The sequence below is a fragment of the Streptomyces azureus genome, from assembly GCF_001270025.1.
Classification (GTDB): Bacteria; Actinomycetota; Actinomycetes; order Streptomycetales; family Streptomycetaceae; genus Streptomyces; species Streptomyces azureus.
Genome location: NZ_DF968275.1, coordinates 22988 through 38198 on the forward strand (window position 1 = coordinate 22988; position 15211 = coordinate 38198).

The window sequence follows — 15211 nt, forward strand, 5'->3', positions numbered from 1 at the left end:
TGCGGTCATCGCCGAGAACCCGGCAGGCACGGACACCGGCTCGTGCGTCTCCTGAGGCACGCCATGCACGACGGCGCACAGCACGAGTGCCATCACGAGGGCGCCGCGGATCGCCGAAACGAGTCGGCGCCACGGGGGAGAGCCGCATGGGGCCCATGGGGCGTGCGTGAGCGGTCGGAAATGTGTCGGCACAGGTCCTCCGCGCTGCTGCCACGTCTCCGGCAGAGACGGAGTGAGGCGCAGACATGAGTGGGGGCAGGACGGCTTCGACGAGCCGGTCGGAGGAACTCCGTACCCCTAGACCCGCTGCACCACGGAGGCTGCTCTCAGAGCCACGGGAGACGCGCCGTCCATGGGGCCACCAGCGGCCGGACCGCGAACGGCTGAGGCCGCGTAGGAACCGGACGATTCGCGAACCGCCGCTGTGGAGCAGGGAGATACCAGGGCTGAACCCTGCTGAGGCTGCCCGGATACGCAGTGCTCGCCAGGATGCGACGGCTCATGGCCGCCACGGTGATCGTCGGTTTCCGCGGCGAACGGCGGCGCAGGCTCGACGGCTGCGTGGCGAACACCGTCGGCCGAGGGAGCGGCGTGGACCGTTGCGCTGGTGGAGAGGTGCCCCTGGGCACTCTCCACGTGCACGCCATGCGTGAGGAGGACACCGAACAGGAGCACGACGAAGGCCAGCACGCGCAGCAGTGGACCCGCGTCGGAGCGGGTCCTGACGCTGCGCCAGGGCGACCAAGCCGTAACCATGCCGTGATCCTAGCGGCTCGTCGGCTGTGGTCGGCCACCAGTCCCTCGCACCTCAGTGCGCGTGCCCGGCCTCTTCCTCGGCGGGCTTGGTCGGCGAGGGCTGCTCGGACTCGTCCACCGCGCCGCCCGCATGCACCGTGAAGGCTGCGGTACGGACCTTGCCCTCGTGCTGGAAGTCCAGGAACAGGCGGTAGGCGCCGGCGCTGGGTGCCGTCACCGTGAACGAGACCTCGGGGCCGGGCTTCGTCCTGCCGTCGCCGGGCTCGCCGTTGGGGTGGACGTGCAGGTAGGCGAGGTCACCGGAGCGCAGGGCGACAAGGTGGCCGTAAGCACCCAGGTAGGGCTGGAGGTTCCGGACCGGCTCGCCGTCCTTTGCCACCGTCAGCGTGAGTTCGCCGGCCTTGCCGGGGGTCAGCGCGCCTCGAAGTTTCACCTCGTAGCCGTCGACCTTCGCTGTGGTGTTGTGCTCGGGAAGCTCGCCGGGCTCGTACGGCCCGGACGCGGCGAGGTCGGCACCGAGGGTGAGCGCTTCGCCGCCCTTCGGCTTGAAGTCGGCGAAGACGCGGTAACCGCCGGCCTCGGGCAGGTTCACGGGCGTCGACCAGGTGCCGTCCGCGGCCCGGGCGGGGTGCAGGTGGCGGTAGACGGTCAGGTCACGTGAGGCGAGGATCAGGTGCAGATCCTTGCCGTGCTCGCGCTGGTACGCGGTGACCTTGCGTCCGGTCCCGTCCTGAACGATGGCGAAGCGCAGGTCGGTCTTCTCACCGGCCTCGATGCGCGGGGTCTTCAGGTCGAGCGTGTAGCCGTTCCTGGAGATCTCGAGGCCGCCTGGCGGGGCCGCTTCGTGACCGCCGCCCTTCGCCTCGTGGCGCCCGGCCGCCTCTTCCTCGTGCCCGGCGGACGCGTGGCCTGCGCCGTCACTGTGCGTACCGCTTTTCGGCTCCGGCGAGATCGGGCCGACCGCGCCACCCACGCCGTAGGCGGCGCCGAACGTCGCGGCGAGCGCGGCGGCGAAGACGGTGATCCGCAGTCCGGTGTTCATGACCCACTCCTACTCTCCGGGCCGCTCGTGCATGCGACCGACATCTCCAAGATACCCCCGGGGGGTACCAAGTCAAGTCCGGGCAGTACTTGCCATCAAATACGGGTGGGGGGTATACATGGAGCCGTTACAGATACCCCCCAGGGGTATGAATCACTAGTTGCGGAGGACCCGTGTCGAACTGCTGCACCCCTGACGGAAGCTGCCACACCACGGCGGAGACCAAGACCACCTACAAGGTCAACGGCGTCGGCAGCGCGCACTGCCAGGGCGTCGTCGCCAAGGCGGTGGGCGGCCTGGACGAGGTCACCGCGGTCGAGGTCGAGATCGGCACCGGCCTGGTCACGGTGACGACCGCGGCCGAGCCCGACGAGGCGCTCGACGCGCTGATCGCCAAGACCGTCGACGAGGCCGGCTACGACTTCGCCGGCCGCGTGGCCGCCTGACCGACCCACGAGCCGGGCGGGGGCCGCACACCCTCGCGGCCCCCGCTCTCCCTGTCCTCTTTCGCACACCTCTTCTTTCGCGCATCGCGTCCGTGAGCTCCGAGGAGCAGACATGACCACCACCACGCCCGGCGCCGCCGAGGTCGAACTCGCCATCGGCGGCATGACCTGCGCCTCGTGCGCCGCCCGGATCGAGAAGAAGCTCAACCGCCTGGACGGGGTCGAGGCCACCGTCAACTACGCCACGGAGAAGGCGAAGGTCACCTACCGCGAGGACGTGACCGTCTCGGACCTGATCGCGACGGTCGAGGCCACCGGGTACACCGCACGGGAACCCCAGCCCGAGACCGCCCGATCCGACGACTCCGCGTCCGGTGAGGGCTCCGCGCAGGAGGAGAGCGACGAGCTGCGGCCGCTGCGCCAGCGGCTGACCGCCGCCGTGGCACTCGCCGTCCCGGTGATCGCGATGGCCATGGTCCCGGCGCTGCAGTTCGAGTACTGGCAGTGGCTCTCGCTCACGCTGGCGGCGCCCGTGGTGACGTACGCCGCCTGGCCCTTCCACAAGGCCGCCTGGACCAACGCCAAGCACGGTGCCGCAACGATGGACACGCTGATCTCCGTCGGCACCTCGGCGGCGTTCCTGTGGTCCCTTTGGGCGCTGTTCTTCGGCACGGCCGGCACGCCGGGCATGACCCACCCCTTCGAGCTCACCATCGCCCGCACCGACGGCGCCGGGAACATCTACCTGGAAGCCGCGGCGGGCGTCACGGCCTTCCTCCTGGCCGGGAGGTACTTCGAGGCGCGGTCGAAGCGGAAGGCGGGGGCTGCGCTGAAGGCCCTGCTGGAGCTCGGCGCCAAGGAAGTCACGGTGGTGCGTGGCGGCCGGGAAGAGCTCATTCCTGTCGGCGAGCTGAAGGTCGGCGACCGGTTCCTGGTGCGGCCCGGTGAAAAGATCGCCACCGACGGTGTGGTCGTCGAGGGGTCGTCCGCCGTGGACGCCTCCATGCTCACCGGCGAGTCGGTGCCGGTCGAGGTCGGCACCGGGGACGCCGTCACCGGTGCCACGCTGAACGCCGGCGGCCGCCTGGTCGTCGAGGCCACCCGCATCGGTGCCGACACCCAGCTCGCCCGCATGGCCAAGCTGGTGGAGGACGCGCAGAACGGCAAGGCCGCCGCCCAGCGGCTCGCCGACAAGATCTCTGCGGTTTTCGTCCCGGTCGTGATCGCCCTCGCGCTCGGCACCCTGGGTTTCTGGCTCGGCAACGGCGCGGGCTTGACCGCCGCCTTCACCGCCGCGGTCGCCGTACTGATCATCGCCTGCCCGTGCGCCCTGGGCCTGGCGACGCCGACCGCCCTCATGGTCGGCACCGGGCGCGGCGCCCAGCTCGGCATCCTCATCAAGGGACCCGAAATCCTGGAGACGACGCGCAAGGTCGACACCATCGTCCTGGACAAGACCGGCACCGTCACCACCGGAAAGATGAGCCTGCTCGCCGTGCACACCGCTGACGGCACCGACGAGGACGACGTCCTGCGCCTCGCCGGCGCCCTGGAGCACTCCTCCGAGCACCCCATCGCCCAGGCAGTCGCCTCCGGCGCCGCCGCCCGCGTCGGCACGCTCCCCACTCCGGAGGACTTCGCCAACATCGCCGGCCTCGGCGTCCAGGGCGTCGTCGAAGGCCACGCCGTCCTGGTCGGACGCGAGAAGCTGCTCACCGAATGGGCCATGTCCCTGCCGGAGGAGTTGCGACGCGCCAAGGCCGAGGCCGAGGCGGCCGGGCGTACCGCCATCGCGGTCGCCTGGGACGGCGAGGCCCGCGCGGTCCTGGAGGTCGCCGATGCCATCAAGGAGACCAGCCCGGAGGCCATCAAGCGCCTGCGCGCCCTGGGCCTGACGCCCATCCTGCTGACCGGTGACAACAAGGCGGTCGCCGAAGCGGTCGCCGCGGAGGTGGGCATCGCGCCCGAGCACGTGATCGCCGAGGTCATGCCGCAGGACAAGGTCGACGCCGTCAAGGGCCTGCAGAGCGAGGGCCGCTCGGTCGCGATGGTCGGCGACGGTGTCAACGACGCTGCCGCACTGGCTCAGGCCGACCTGGGCCTGGCGATGGGAACGGGTACGGACGCCGCGATCGAGGCGGGAGACCTGACGCTCGTGCGGGGCGACCTGAGGGTCGCGGCGGACGCCATCCGCCTGTCCCGCAAGACGCTGGGCACCATCAAGTCCAACCTCTTCTGGGCCTTCGCGTACAACGTCGCCGCACTGCCACTCGCCGCCGCCGGCCTGCTCAACCCGATGATCGCCGGAGCGGCCATGGCCTTCTCCTCGGTCTTCGTGGTCGGCAACAGCCTGCGACTGCGCGGCTTCCAGCCGGCCGACCGCTGAAGCGGCCCACCAGGATGGGAAGGAGGCCGCAGCCGGAGAGCAGACCCACCGGGACGTCATCCTCCGACGGCTCCGCCGGATCGAGGGCCAGGTGAGGGGCTTGCAACGCATGGTCGAGGAGGAGACCTACTGCATCGACGTCCTGACCCAGGTCGCCGCCACCAACGCCGCGCTCCAGCCCTGCGCGCTGGCCCTGCTGGACGAGCGCCTCAACTGCTGCGTCACGGAGGCCATCGTGGAGGGCGGCGAGCAGGCCAGAACCAAGGTCAACGAGGCGTCCAAGACGATCGCCCGGCTCGTACGGGCGTGACCCCCAGGTTTCCGGGCCCGGGCGGTTCAACCGCCCGGGCCCGGAGCTGCTCAAACTCCTTTGCCCGCGGGGCAGTCGGCGCTCAGCCGGAGGCTGAGGCGCAGACACAGACCGAGCATCTGGCGCAACAGCGCCAACCCGGCTCCGCCCAGGTCGCCTCCGCAGACCTTCGCGCACGGGCTTTTCGGGGCTCCGGCGGCGTTTTCCCTGCTGAGTGAGAACATGAATGCAACATACCCCCCACCCGTATGCGTGACGGCTGTGTGACCATCCTGCGGAGGCGAGAGGTGCCATACGATGTGAGGCGCCTCGGTGACGGGGAAGAAGAGGGGGACGGGTGCGACGGCTGGGTGACCTCGAAGCCGAAATCATGGACCGGCTCTGGCGCTGGAGCCGGCCTGCCACGGTCCGGGAGATCGTCAACGACATCAATCACATGCGTCCCGTCGCTTACACGACGGTGCTGACGGTCGCGGACATCCTCCACCGAAAGGGCCTGCTCCGCCGCGAGAAGGCCGGGCGCGCCTGGCTTTATGAACCCGAGCGCAGCCGTGAGGAATACACCGCCGCCCTCATGGAGGACGCGCTCGGCATCACCGAGGACCGCCAGGCCGCGCTGCAGCGATTTGTGGAGCACATGTCTCCGGAGGACGTATCCGCGCTGTCTGCCGCACTGCGCGCGATGGGCCGCATTCCTGACAGCGCCGAGGAGCCGGGAGCGCCCTCGTGACCGAACTCCTCGGTTACTCAGGCGGGTTACTCGTTCCCGGCCATCATGTACTGCCGCCTCTGGCCATCGCCCTGGTGGTCGGGGTGCTGCTGCCGAGGGCACTTGCCCACAGCCACTGGGCGCACCGAACACCCCGGCTGGCTCTCATGGTGTGGATCCTGCTCTGGCTGTCCCTCATCGCCTCCGTGTCCCTGACGGCCCTGCAGCTACTGCTTCCGACAGCAGGCAGCCACCACTTGTCCCGCTTCCCCGAGGCCTGCATCGTCTCCGGCGGCGCGCAGTGCGGGCCTCTCCTTCCGAACGGCCTGGCGGGCGTGGAAACCCGCGTATGGGTGGCCCTTTTCGCGGCGGCCTCCGTGCCCGCGGTTTTCGCTGTCGCCCTCGTACTTGAACTCCTGAGCGCGAGGCGTCTGCGGGTACGTCACGCCGAACTGCTGCGCCTCGTCGGCAGCAGGCGACCGGAGTTGGGCGCCACAGTGCTGGAGCATGAGACCCCGGCCGTGTACTGCCTGCCGGGTCGCGCACCTCAAGTCGTGGTCAGTTCGGGGGCGCTTCAGGTCCTGACCGGACAGCAGGTGACAGCGGTGCTGGAACACGAGCGGGCGCACATCGCCGGCCGCCACCATCTGCTGGTGGCCGCAGCCGTGGCCTTCGGTGCCATTTTCCGTGGACTGCCCTTGGCCCGGCTCGCTCGCACCGAGGTACCGCTGTTGCTTGAGATGGCAGCCGACGACCGGGCGCTGCGCCGGTGTTCGCGGGACGCGCTCGCCACTGCCCTGTACGCGGTGGCATCCGGTCAGGCGCCCCATACGGCCTTCGCGGCGGGCGGACCGTCGGCTGTGGTGCGCATGCGCCGCATCCTCACACCGCACACCGCCTGCGCTCCGACACCGCGGACAGTGTTTGTGGCACTTACCGCGGCCGCAGCCCTGACTCCGCTTGTCCTGGCTTGCTGTTCCGTTCCGGGTATCACGATTAACTAATCGAATACGCAGATACACTTTCCCGGCGTCCGGGGCGCCCGGCTCGCCCACCTAATTCACCGCTATTCGTTGGGCGCGGAGGGTCGTAAGACGGATGGCCGGCAGCCAGGCAGTACACGGCGGTGACCTGCTCCTGCTCCGCGAGACGGCCGGCCAGCAGGTGTGCGCCCGCGCAGTGCTGCCGCATCCGCAGCGGCAGCGACGGCAGCCCGCGCAGGGTCAGCCAGGCCACGAACGGGTCGGCGCGCGCTCCGAGTTCGACGGTGCGCGGCCACACCCGGTCGCGCAGCTCCACGTCGGCGAAGACGGCGGCCCCGTCCCGTACGTCGGAGTGACCCGCCAGGTATTTCGTCGCCGAGTGCACGACCCCGTCGGCGCCGTGTTCTATGGGGCGGCACAGCACTGCCAGGCGCGCATGCGGTGAACCGCTGACCATGTCGGTCCGATCCTCCTGCGGGTTCCGAACTGATGAGCCCGCCGCCCGCGGCGAAGGCGCACGGGTCGTGTGGGAGCCCTCGACGGGAGCGCCGTAGGCGCCCCTCGTTTCTCCGATGCGTCGAACTGGTCGGTGCGCAGGGCGACCCGGCTCGTGGTCTCGACCTCCGCTCCTCCATGGGCGGAGGTCCTGTTGCCGAGAGCCCCGGACTACCGGGAACCAAGTTGTTCAGCCTGACCCCGGGGGTAGCTGAAAAACGCGTCCGACCTCGAGGATCGTCCCCTCGGTGACATTCGGTAAGCCCACTTGCTCAGGTTCTGGTCCCATGCGCGGTCACACCCTGACTCCGTTGCTGCTCCCACTCCTCGGTCCCCCTGCACCTGAGTAGTCGCGCAGCACGGAGCGGCCGTGAGCGCGGCCCGGTCCGCCGTGGACACAGCCGTTCCCCGGTGCAAGCCGCAACCGGACACCGCCGCCCGCCCACTGGGCACCGGTGGCCACCGAGCGCCCGGGCACAACGCTGTCCAGCTCCACCCGACATGGAATCCGACCACACATCCGACGACAAGGAGAAACGAGACGTGATACGTATCCCGCGCATGATGGCCGCCGTGACGGCGGCCTTCGCGATGGCGTGGGGATGGCCGGGCACGGTGCAGGCCGCACCCGGCCCGGAGCCCCAGAGACCGTCCGCCGACGCCTCACCGCACCTCCCCGACGGCTGGAGGATCATCGGCTCGGCCGGGACGGAGAAGCTGGAGTGGCGCTCACCCGGCCGGGTACCGATGGGCGGTGCCCGGATCGAGTTCCGCAGTGGGGGCCGGTTGCTGGGGCATCCCGCGGCTGCCGCGGACGGGCGCACCTTCCGGCTTCCGCTGGACGGGGTACGTCTCGGGCCGGCGCGGGATCTGCGGGTCGAGGCCGCGGGACGGCGGCTGGACGCGCAGGGAACGGACGCCGGGCGCGGACGCGACCTCGAAGGCCCTTCGGCCGCGTCGCCTCTGACGGGCACCCTGCCCGCGAACCCTGTGCACAAGATCGATCCCGGTGTCGCCGGCACATTCCGCACCGTCCAGGGCGAGTACTCCCTGGCGTCGGTGCGCCTGCCGGGACTGGACGACCGGGTGGAGATGAAGGCCGTGGTCGTGGCGCCGTCCGGTGCCGCGGGCCGCCGGCCGTTGGCTCTGTTCCTGCACGGTCGCCATGACACCTGCTTCGACGCGGAAGGAACGCGGACCGCGGACTGGCCGTGCGGCACCGGCCAGAAGCAGGTGCCGAGTTACCGCGGTCACCTGCACGACCAGAAGCTGCTGGCTTCCCAGGGCTATGTGACGGTGTCGGTCTCGGCCAACGGCATCAACGCCCAGGACGCGATGAGGGCGGACGGCGGCGCGGCGTTCCGGTCGTCCCTGATACGGCTGCACCTGGGGCACTGGGCGGACTGGGCCGCCGACCCGTCCAAGGCACCGGCGGCCGTGCGCAAGGCGCCCCGAGCCGACCTGGGACGTGTGCTGTTGGTGGGGCACTCGCGAGGCGGTGAGGCCGTCAACCAGGCCACCCTGGACAGCCTGTACCCGCCGCCCGCCGCGCAGGACGGCTACCGGGGCCGCGTCCGCTGGACGATACGCGGCACCGTCCTGGTAGCCCCCTCCGCCCTGGCCCAGAACCCCGTCCCCGATGTGCCGTCCATGACGATCCTGGCGGGCTGCGACGGCGACATGCCCAATCTGCAGGGCGAGACGTACGTCGACGGCACGCGTGGTGTCAGCCGCGGCACGGCCCTGCACAGCGCGGTCTACATGGTGGGCGCGAACCACAACTACTTCAACACCGAGTGGACTCCCGGCCAGGCCGCGGCCCCCGCCGAGGACGACGTCACCTACTCCGGCGACCACGACGACCGGTTGTGCTCGCAGGACGCCAAGACCCGTCTGACCGCCAAGCAGCAGCAGAAGGCGGGATCCACCTACATCGCCGCCGCGGCCCGGCTGTTCATCGCCCGGGACGATCGGGCCCGCCCGCTGATCGACGGCTCCGGCGTGCGCGCCGCCTCCGCCGGGACCGCCCGGATCTTCACGCACGCCGTCGGCGCCGGGCGCAGCGGAGCCTTCCTGCCGGAGCCCTCCGCCACGGTCGGCGGCGGCAGACTGTGCGCCCAGGTGGACACGGATCCGGCCGCCTCCTGCCTGCCGTCCCGCCTCCAACAGGCCTCGCCGCACTTCGCCCTCTGGGAGACGCAGAAGGAGCCCGGCCGCCACGCGCTGGCCATGCGCTGGACCAAGTCCGGCGCCGCCACCCGGCTCAGCCCCGCTCACCCGGTCTCCCTGTTGGGCGCCAAGGCGCTGACCCTGCGGGTGATCGTGCCGCCCAACACCACCGGCACCCGGCTGGACGTGTCGCTCACCGACGCGTCCGGCAAGCGGGCCGCTCTCGGCCGCGTCCGCGTCGACGGCCTGCCCGGCACCAGCCGGACGTCCTCGTACTGGGCGCGCGAAGTCCGCGTACCGCTGTCCGCCGCGGCCAGGGCCGGACTCGACCTGGCACGCGTCAAGACCCTCCGCCTCACCCCCCGCTCCTCGTCCGGACAGGCGTGGCTGATGGACGCCTGGGGCTGGCGCCCCGGCACTCCTGCGGTCAAGCCGGCTCAGCTCGCCCGCGTGGACGTCGGCCGTACGACCGTCAAGGAGGGCGGCCCCGGCACGCGCACCTATCAGGTGCCGGTGACGGTCTCCGGCAAGGGCAGCGGCCAGGTCCGGGTGTTCGTGGACGAGCCGGGACACAAGTACCCGGTCGTGCACACGGTGACGGTCCGCCCGGGCGCCCCCGTCAACGTACGGATGACGGTGAAGGGCGACGACCGCTACGAGGACGGGGTCGACCGGCCGGTGTTCGTCAAGTCGGTCCACGGCGCGGTGGTCGGCTCCCATCGCGGCAAGATCATCGTGGAGAACGACGACCCCAGGCCCACCATGCGGGTGACACCGGTCGCCGACCGCGTCACCGAGGGCAGGCAACTGGTCTGGCGGATCAGCCTGTCCGCGGCAGCCGACGAAACCCTGTACGGAGATCTGTGGATCCAGCCCGTCCGCCGTGGCGCCGAGCTGTCCACCAAGGATGTCTCCCCCGCGTGGCTGAAGGAGAACTTCGACGTCTCACCCAGTCCGCAGCGGGCGCTGTCGCGGATGCCGGACGAACCTCGTCTGTCGTTCGAGGTTCCCGCGGGCAGCCGGAGCGTCGACGTGAAGGTGCCCACCATCGCCGACCAGGTGACCGAGCCGGTCGAGTCCCTTCTGTTGCGGCTGAGCACGGCCGACGGCGACAAGGAGGTCAAGGGGCCGGAGGTCACCGGCACGGTACGGGACGCGACATGACGCGGCCCAACGGCTCGCCGGCGTCGTACGGCTGACCCCGGGCGCCGGCCCGAGTCCTCCTCCGCCGTACGACAACTACTCACCGACGAGGTCGATTTCAGCGGCAGCCCTCGGCCTCACGCCCGGCAGCCCCAGCCCGGACAGGGGGGCTAACCCCAGTGCGGCCGGGGCCCCGGCTTTCTACCGTGAGTGGCATGACCGGAATGGACGCGCGGGACACCGACCTGAAGAAGGAACTCGACGCCACCCTGCACGCGCGCAGGGAGCTGGGCGAGGAGTACGAGTCCGCGCTGGTCGACTCGTTCCTGGACAAGGTCGACCAGCGGATCGACGGCGCGGTGGAGCGCCGGGTGCGCCGGCAGCTCGCCGAGCAGCAGATGCAGACGGCCCGGGACTCCCGGTCGCCGGGGGCCACGGACTCCTGGGGCGAGCGCTTCGGCTTCGGGATCGTCTCCCTCGTCCTCGCGGTGCCGCTGTCCGCGATCGGCGGGGGCGTGGGCCATCTGCCCGGCCTGCTCGCCGCCTGGGCGGGCATCGTCGGCGTCAACGTCGTGCAGGCCGCCCGCACCAACCCGGGCCTGTTCGGCGGCCGCCGCAAGTCCTCCCAGAACGGCGGCTGGGAGGACTGAGCGGGCGCACGCCGTTCAGACCTGGCGTGTCGGCAGCGCGACGATCTGCCGCAGGTTGACCCGGCGCGGGCGGCTGGTCGCGTAGGCCACCAGGTCGGCGAGCTCCTCGGCGGACAGCGCGCCCACCTCGTCCACTATGCCCTCCACCTGCCGGGCCAGTTCCGCGTCTTCGATGTGCGTGCGCAGCTCGCTCTCGACGACCCCGGGCTCGATGTTGGTGACCCGGACGTCCCGCGGCCCGAACTCGGAGCGCAGGGCCTGCGACAGATAGGTGACCGCGGCCTTGGTCGCGCCGTACACCGCGTAGTTCGGGAAGCTGGCGTGCGCGGCGATGGACGAGATGTTCACGACGTCGGCCGTACGGCCGTCCGCGGCCGCGCCCACCAGGTCGCCGGTGAAGGCGCCGGTGATCCGCAGTACTCCGGCGACGTTGGTGTCGAGCATCCGCTGCCACTCGTCGGCGCGCCGGGCGTCGACGGGGTGCGGCAGCATGACGCCGGCGGAGTTGACGACCAGGTCGACGCGCCCGTACTCCGCGTGGATCCGGTCGGCGGCCTCGGCCACGGACGCCTCGTCGGTGACGTCCGCGCCGACGGCTAGGGCCTGCCCGCCGTCGGCGCGGATCTTCCCGGCGATCGCCGTCAGCCGTTCCTCACGCCGGGCGAGGAGCGCCACCCGTGCGCCCTGGGAGGCCAGCAGCACGGCGACGGCCTCGCCGATGCCGCTCGCGGCTCCGGTGACGACGGCGGTGCGGCCGGCCAGGTTCTCGTACGGCATGGAGCGTCCCCTCGGTGGTGGCCGGGGCGTCTCCCCGGCCTCGTCCACCACCCTCGGCTCCCTCGGCGGCCGTACCCAGGGCTGCCCTTTTCCTGGGTCCGGCAGTACCAGGTTCGCCGGCCCCGGGCCGCCTAGGCTCGGACCCATGGACGGAGAACTGGGAGACTTCCTGCGCTCGCGCCGCGCCCGTATCCAGCCGGAAGAGGTGGGGCTGACTTCGTACGGCCGCCGCCGTGTCCCGGGCCTGCGTCGTGAGGAGGTGGCGCAGCTGGCCGGGGTGAGCGTCGACTACTACATCCGTCTTGAGCAGGGCAGGGGTCCGAGCGTCTCGGATGCCGTGCTGGACGCCGTCGCGCGAGTACTGCGGCTGGACGAGGCGGAGCACGAGTATCTGCGGGCGGTCGCCCGGCCCCGCCGACGGGCCGAGGGCGGTCCGGCCGCGGCCGGGGAACCCGATCCTCAGGAGGCCGCGTCCGCGTCCCGGGTGCGCCCGGGTGTCCAGTTGATCCTGGACGGCATGGACCGCAACCCGGCGTACGTCCTTGACCACCGCATGGACGTCCTCGCCTGGAACGCCCTCGGTGACGCCGTGGTCGGCTTCAGCGACAGGGCCCCCGGCGACCGCAACCTGCCCCGCCGGGTCTTCCTCGACCCCACCGCCCGCGACCTCTACCCGGACTGGCCGGCGATCGCCTCCCAGATGGTCGCCCACCTCCGCCTCAACGCGGGCCACCACCCCGACGACCCCGCCATGGGCAGGCTCGTCGGTGAACTCTCCCGCGCCAGCGACGACTTCCGCCGCCTGTGGGCCGACCACCTGGTCAAGCCCTGCGACCACGGGGTGAAGCAGATCCGGCACTCGGTCGCGGGCCTGCTGACCCTCCCGTTCGAGACCCTCACCATCCCGGCGGCCCCGGACCAGACGATCGTGGCGTACACGCCGCGGCCCGGCTCGGAGACGGCGGAGCGTCTGGCACTGCTGGGGAGTTGGTCCTCAGTCGCCCCCGAAGCCCCGGAACGTGCCTGAGGCGTCCGCGGCGCCGGCTCAGTGCCTGGATGCCGACGCCTGCGAAACGGGGATCGCTGACGCGGGTGGCACTCGCATCCGTGTCGGCGTCACCCGCCGCTGACAGCCCAGCGCTCAGAGCACCGGGAAAGATGTGCGCGGGGACCGCCGCACCCCCGTGAACGGGGGGCGGGACGACGGCGGTCCCCGCGTAAGACGCGGACCTGGTCAGGCCGGGCTTTCGCGTCTGTGGCGTCGGTGGAGGTCCGGGAGCCGCTCCGGAGGTCCTTGACGCCAACGGCGCCGGCCGGGGCGGGGAGCCGCTCCCGCCCTGCCGACACCCACTAATGTGCAGGACTCGTGTTAAGCGGGTGCTGCGCGAACGTGACGCCCTCGTACCACTTCCGCGAAGTCCACGAAGATCGCGGACGAACGGCAAGTGCACCCGGTTAACGGGTGGTTCACCGGCCGTTCGCCGTCAGGTCGCGGACCGGGCGAGGAAGGACAGCAGGTCCTGCCGGCTGACCACACCGGTCGGCTTGCCCTCGACGAGGACGATCGCCGCGTCCGCCTTGCCGAGGACGGCCATCAGGTCGGCGACGGGTTCGCCGGAGCCGACCTGGGGCAGCGGGCCGGACATGTGCTTCTCCAGCGGGTCGTCGAGCGAGGCGCTCTTGCTGAACAGCGCGTCCAGCAGCTCGCGTTCCACGACCGAGCCGACGACCTCGGCGGCCATCACGTCGGGGTGGCCCGCGCCCGGCTTGACGACCGGCATCTGGGAGACGCCGTACTCGCGCAGCACCTCGATGGCCTGGCCGACCGTCTCGTCCGGGTGCATGTGGACGAGGGAGGGCATGCGGTCGCCCTCCTTGTCGTTCAGGACGTCGGCGACGCGGGCGCTGGGGCCCGCGTCCTCCAGGAAGCCGTAGTCGGCCATCCACTCGTCGTTGAAGATCTTGCTGAGGTAGCCGCGGCCGCTGTCCGGCAGCAGCACCACGACGACGTCGTCCGGGCCGAGCCGCTCGGCGACCTCCAGCGCGGCGACGACCGCCATGCCGCAGGAGCCGCCGACGAGCAGGCCCTCCTCCTTGGCCAGGCGGCGGGTCATCTGGAAGGAGTCCTTGTCGGACACGGCGACGATCTCGTCCGCGACGGTCCGGTCGTAGGCGGTGGGCCAGAAGTCCTCACCGACGCCCTCGACGAGGTACGGCCGCCCGGAGCCGCCCGAGTAGACGGATCCCTCGGGGTCGGCGCCGATGACCTTCACCTTGCCGTCGCTGACCTCCTTCAGATAGCGGCCGGTCCCGGAGATCGTGCCGCCGGTGCCCACGCCCGCCACGAAGTGAGTGATCCTCCCCTCCGTCTGCTCCCACAGCTCGGGGCCGGTGGAGTGGTAGTGCGAGAGGGGGTTGTTCGGGTTGGAGTACTGGTCGGGCTTCCAGGCCCCGGGCGTCTCACGGACCAGCCGGTCGGAGACGTTGTAGTAGGAGTCCGGGTGCTCGGGGTCCACGGCGGTCGGGCAGACGACGACCTCGGCGCCGTACGCGCGCAGCACGTTGATCTTGTCGGTGCTCACCTTGTCGGGGCACACGAAGATGCACTTGTACCCCTTCTGCTGCGCCACGATGGCCAGACCCACACCGGTGTTCCCGCTGGTCGGCTCGACGATCGTGCCGCCCGGCTTGAGCGCGCCGCTCTCCTCGGCCGCCTCGATCATGCGCAGGGCGATGCGGTCCTTCACGGAGCCGCCGGGGTTGAAGTACTCCACCTTGGCCAGGACGGTCGCCCTGATGCCCTTGGTCACGCTGTTGAGCCTCACCAGCGGGGTGTTGCCGACGAGGCTGATCATCGAGTCGTGGAACTGCACCGTTGTCTCCGGTTTGCCGCAGAAGTGGTCGTAGTTGGTGCCGCCAGCCTATGGCCTGCCGGTCATCCGTGACGGTCGTTCACTCGCTGTTGAGATTGGGCGACGGTCTGTACGGGGCAAGCACTGGTTGTACGGGTTCGAGGAGGTGGCGGCGACGCATGACGAGCATGTCGAGGGCGCGGGTGGCCCGGCGGATCGCGGCGGGCGCGGCGTACGGCGGTGGCGGGATCGGGCTGGCCGGGGCGGCCGCCGTGGGGCTGGTACTGGCGGAGGTGCAGCTGGCGCGGCGCCGGGTGGGCAACGGCAGGTCGCCCCATGTGCCGAACGCCGACGGCCGGTACGGCCGTACGTACGACGTCCCCGGTGAGGCGCCGCTGCGGCTGACGATGCTGGGCGACTCCACGGCCGCCGGCCAGGGCGTGCACCGGGCCGGGCAGACCCCGGGGGCGCTGCTGGCGTCGGGCCTCGCGGC

At 71.2% G+C, this 15211-nt stretch carries 12 protein-coding genes and 1 pseudogene; 9 read left to right on the forward strand and 4 right to left on the reverse strand.

Annotated elements, in window-relative coordinates; translation table 11 throughout:
- Nucleotides 1–808 precede the first annotated feature (808 nt).
- The gene (locus AOQ53_RS17340; protein WP_059418308.1) at nt 809–1798 is read right to left on the reverse strand and encodes a hypothetical protein; all 990 of its coding nucleotides are present in this window, start codon (nt 1796–1798) and stop codon (nt 809–811) included.
- A 173-nt stretch (nt 1799–1971) separates the two neighbouring features.
- Here AOQ53_RS17340 and AOQ53_RS17345 point away from each other — a divergent pair, with 173 nt between their 5' ends.
- The 5 genes from AOQ53_RS17345 to AOQ53_RS17365 all read left to right on the forward strand — a co-directional run bounded on the left by AOQ53_RS17345 (nt 1972) and on the right by AOQ53_RS17365 (nt 6653).
- Entirely contained in the window at nt 1972–2244 is a 273-nt protein-coding gene (locus tag AOQ53_RS17345) for a heavy-metal-associated domain-containing protein (protein WP_059418309.1), read from the forward strand.
- A 112-nt stretch (nt 2245–2356) separates the two neighbouring features.
- Nucleotides 2357–4630 carry a heavy metal translocating P-type ATPase gene (locus tag AOQ53_RS17350; protein ID WP_059418310.1) on the forward strand — a complete coding sequence of 758 codons (2274 nt, stop codon included), beginning with the start codon at nt 2357–2359 and terminating at the stop codon, nt 4628–4630.
- Between the two features lie 58 nt (nt 4631–4688).
- Entirely contained in the window at nt 4689–4940 is a 252-nt protein-coding gene (locus AOQ53_RS17355; protein ID WP_059418311.1) for a metal-sensitive transcriptional regulator, read from the forward strand.
- Nucleotides 4941–5277: 337 nt separating this feature from the next.
- Nucleotides 5278–5670 (forward strand): BlaI/MecI/CopY family transcriptional regulator, encoded by a 393-nt coding sequence (locus AOQ53_RS17360; RefSeq protein WP_059418313.1) that lies wholly within the window; start codon nt 5278–5280, stop codon nt 5668–5670.
- Complete coding sequence (locus AOQ53_RS17365) at nt 5667–6653, forward strand: M56 family metallopeptidase (RefSeq protein ID WP_059418314.1); 987 nt, start codon at nt 5667–5669, stop codon at nt 6651–6653. The genes AOQ53_RS17360 and AOQ53_RS17365 overlap by 4 nt, the downstream gene beginning before the upstream one ends.
- On the opposite strand, the gene AOQ53_RS41195 is transcribed toward AOQ53_RS17365, so the two are convergent.
- Nucleotides 6646–7089, reverse strand: a complete 444-nt coding sequence (locus AOQ53_RS41195; RefSeq protein WP_078945357.1) for a PLP-dependent transferase — start codon at nt 7087–7089, stop codon at nt 6646–6648. The two genes, AOQ53_RS17365 and AOQ53_RS41195, sit on opposite strands and share 8 nt — an antisense overlap.
- Nucleotides 7090–7670: 581 nt before the next feature.
- Between AOQ53_RS41195 and AOQ53_RS17375 the strand changes: the two genes are divergently transcribed.
- Entirely contained in the window at nt 7671–10460 is a 2790-nt protein-coding gene (locus tag AOQ53_RS17375) for an alpha/beta hydrolase (RefSeq protein WP_059418329.1), read from the forward strand.
- Nucleotides 10461–10663: 203 nt separating this feature from the next.
- A complete protein-coding gene (locus AOQ53_RS17380) occupies nt 10664–11089 on the forward strand; it encodes a hypothetical protein (RefSeq protein WP_059418316.1) in 426 nt (141 codons plus the stop codon).
- Nucleotides 11090–11104: 15 nt separating this feature from the next.
- Here the strand turns inward: AOQ53_RS17380 and AOQ53_RS17385 are convergent, their stop codons facing one another.
- Nucleotides 11105–11866 (reverse strand): SDR family oxidoreductase, encoded by a 762-nt coding sequence (locus tag AOQ53_RS17385; protein ID WP_059418318.1) that lies wholly within the window; start codon nt 11864–11866, stop codon nt 11105–11107.
- Nucleotides 11867–12011: 145 nt separating this feature from the next.
- Here AOQ53_RS17385 and AOQ53_RS17390 point away from each other — a divergent pair, with 145 nt between their 5' ends.
- Nucleotides 12012–12893 (forward strand): helix-turn-helix transcriptional regulator, encoded by an 882-nt coding sequence (locus tag AOQ53_RS17390; protein WP_059418320.1) that lies wholly within the window; start codon nt 12012–12014, stop codon nt 12891–12893.
- Between the two features lie 457 nt (nt 12894–13350).
- Here AOQ53_RS17390 and AOQ53_RS17395 read toward each other — a convergent pair whose 3' ends face one another.
- Complete coding sequence (locus AOQ53_RS17395; RefSeq protein ID WP_059418321.1) at nt 13351–14739, reverse strand: cystathionine beta-synthase; 1389 nt, start codon at nt 14737–14739, stop codon at nt 13351–13353.
- A 158-nt stretch (nt 14740–14897) separates the two neighbouring features.
- Between AOQ53_RS17395 and AOQ53_RS17400 the strand changes: the two are divergent.
- Nucleotides 14898–15211, forward strand: a pseudogene (locus tag AOQ53_RS17400) (SGNH/GDSL hydrolase family protein); the annotation flags it as partial.

Coding starts and splice junctions, on each gene's coding strand:
- AOQ53_RS17340 (WP_059418308.1), bottom strand. CDS start 1,798: ATGAACACCGGACTGCGGATCACCGTCTTCGCCGCCGCGCTCGCCGCG.
- AOQ53_RS17350 (WP_059418310.1), top strand. CDS start 2,357: ATGACCACCACCACGCCCGGCGCCGCCGAGGTCGAACTCGCCATCGGC.
- AOQ53_RS17390 (WP_059418320.1), top strand. CDS start 12,012: ATGGACGGAGAACTGGGAGACTTCCTGCGCTCGCGCCGCGCCCGTATC.
- AOQ53_RS41195 (WP_078945357.1), bottom strand. CDS start 7,089: ATGGTCAGCGGTTCACCGCATGCGCGCCTGGCAGTGCTGTGCCGCCCC.
- AOQ53_RS17385 (WP_059418318.1), bottom strand. CDS start 11,866: ATGCCGTACGAGAACCTGGCCGGCCGCACCGCCGTCGTCACCGGAGCC.
- AOQ53_RS17380 (WP_059418316.1), top strand. CDS start 10,664: ATGGACGCGCGGGACACCGACCTGAAGAAGGAACTCGACGCCACCCTG.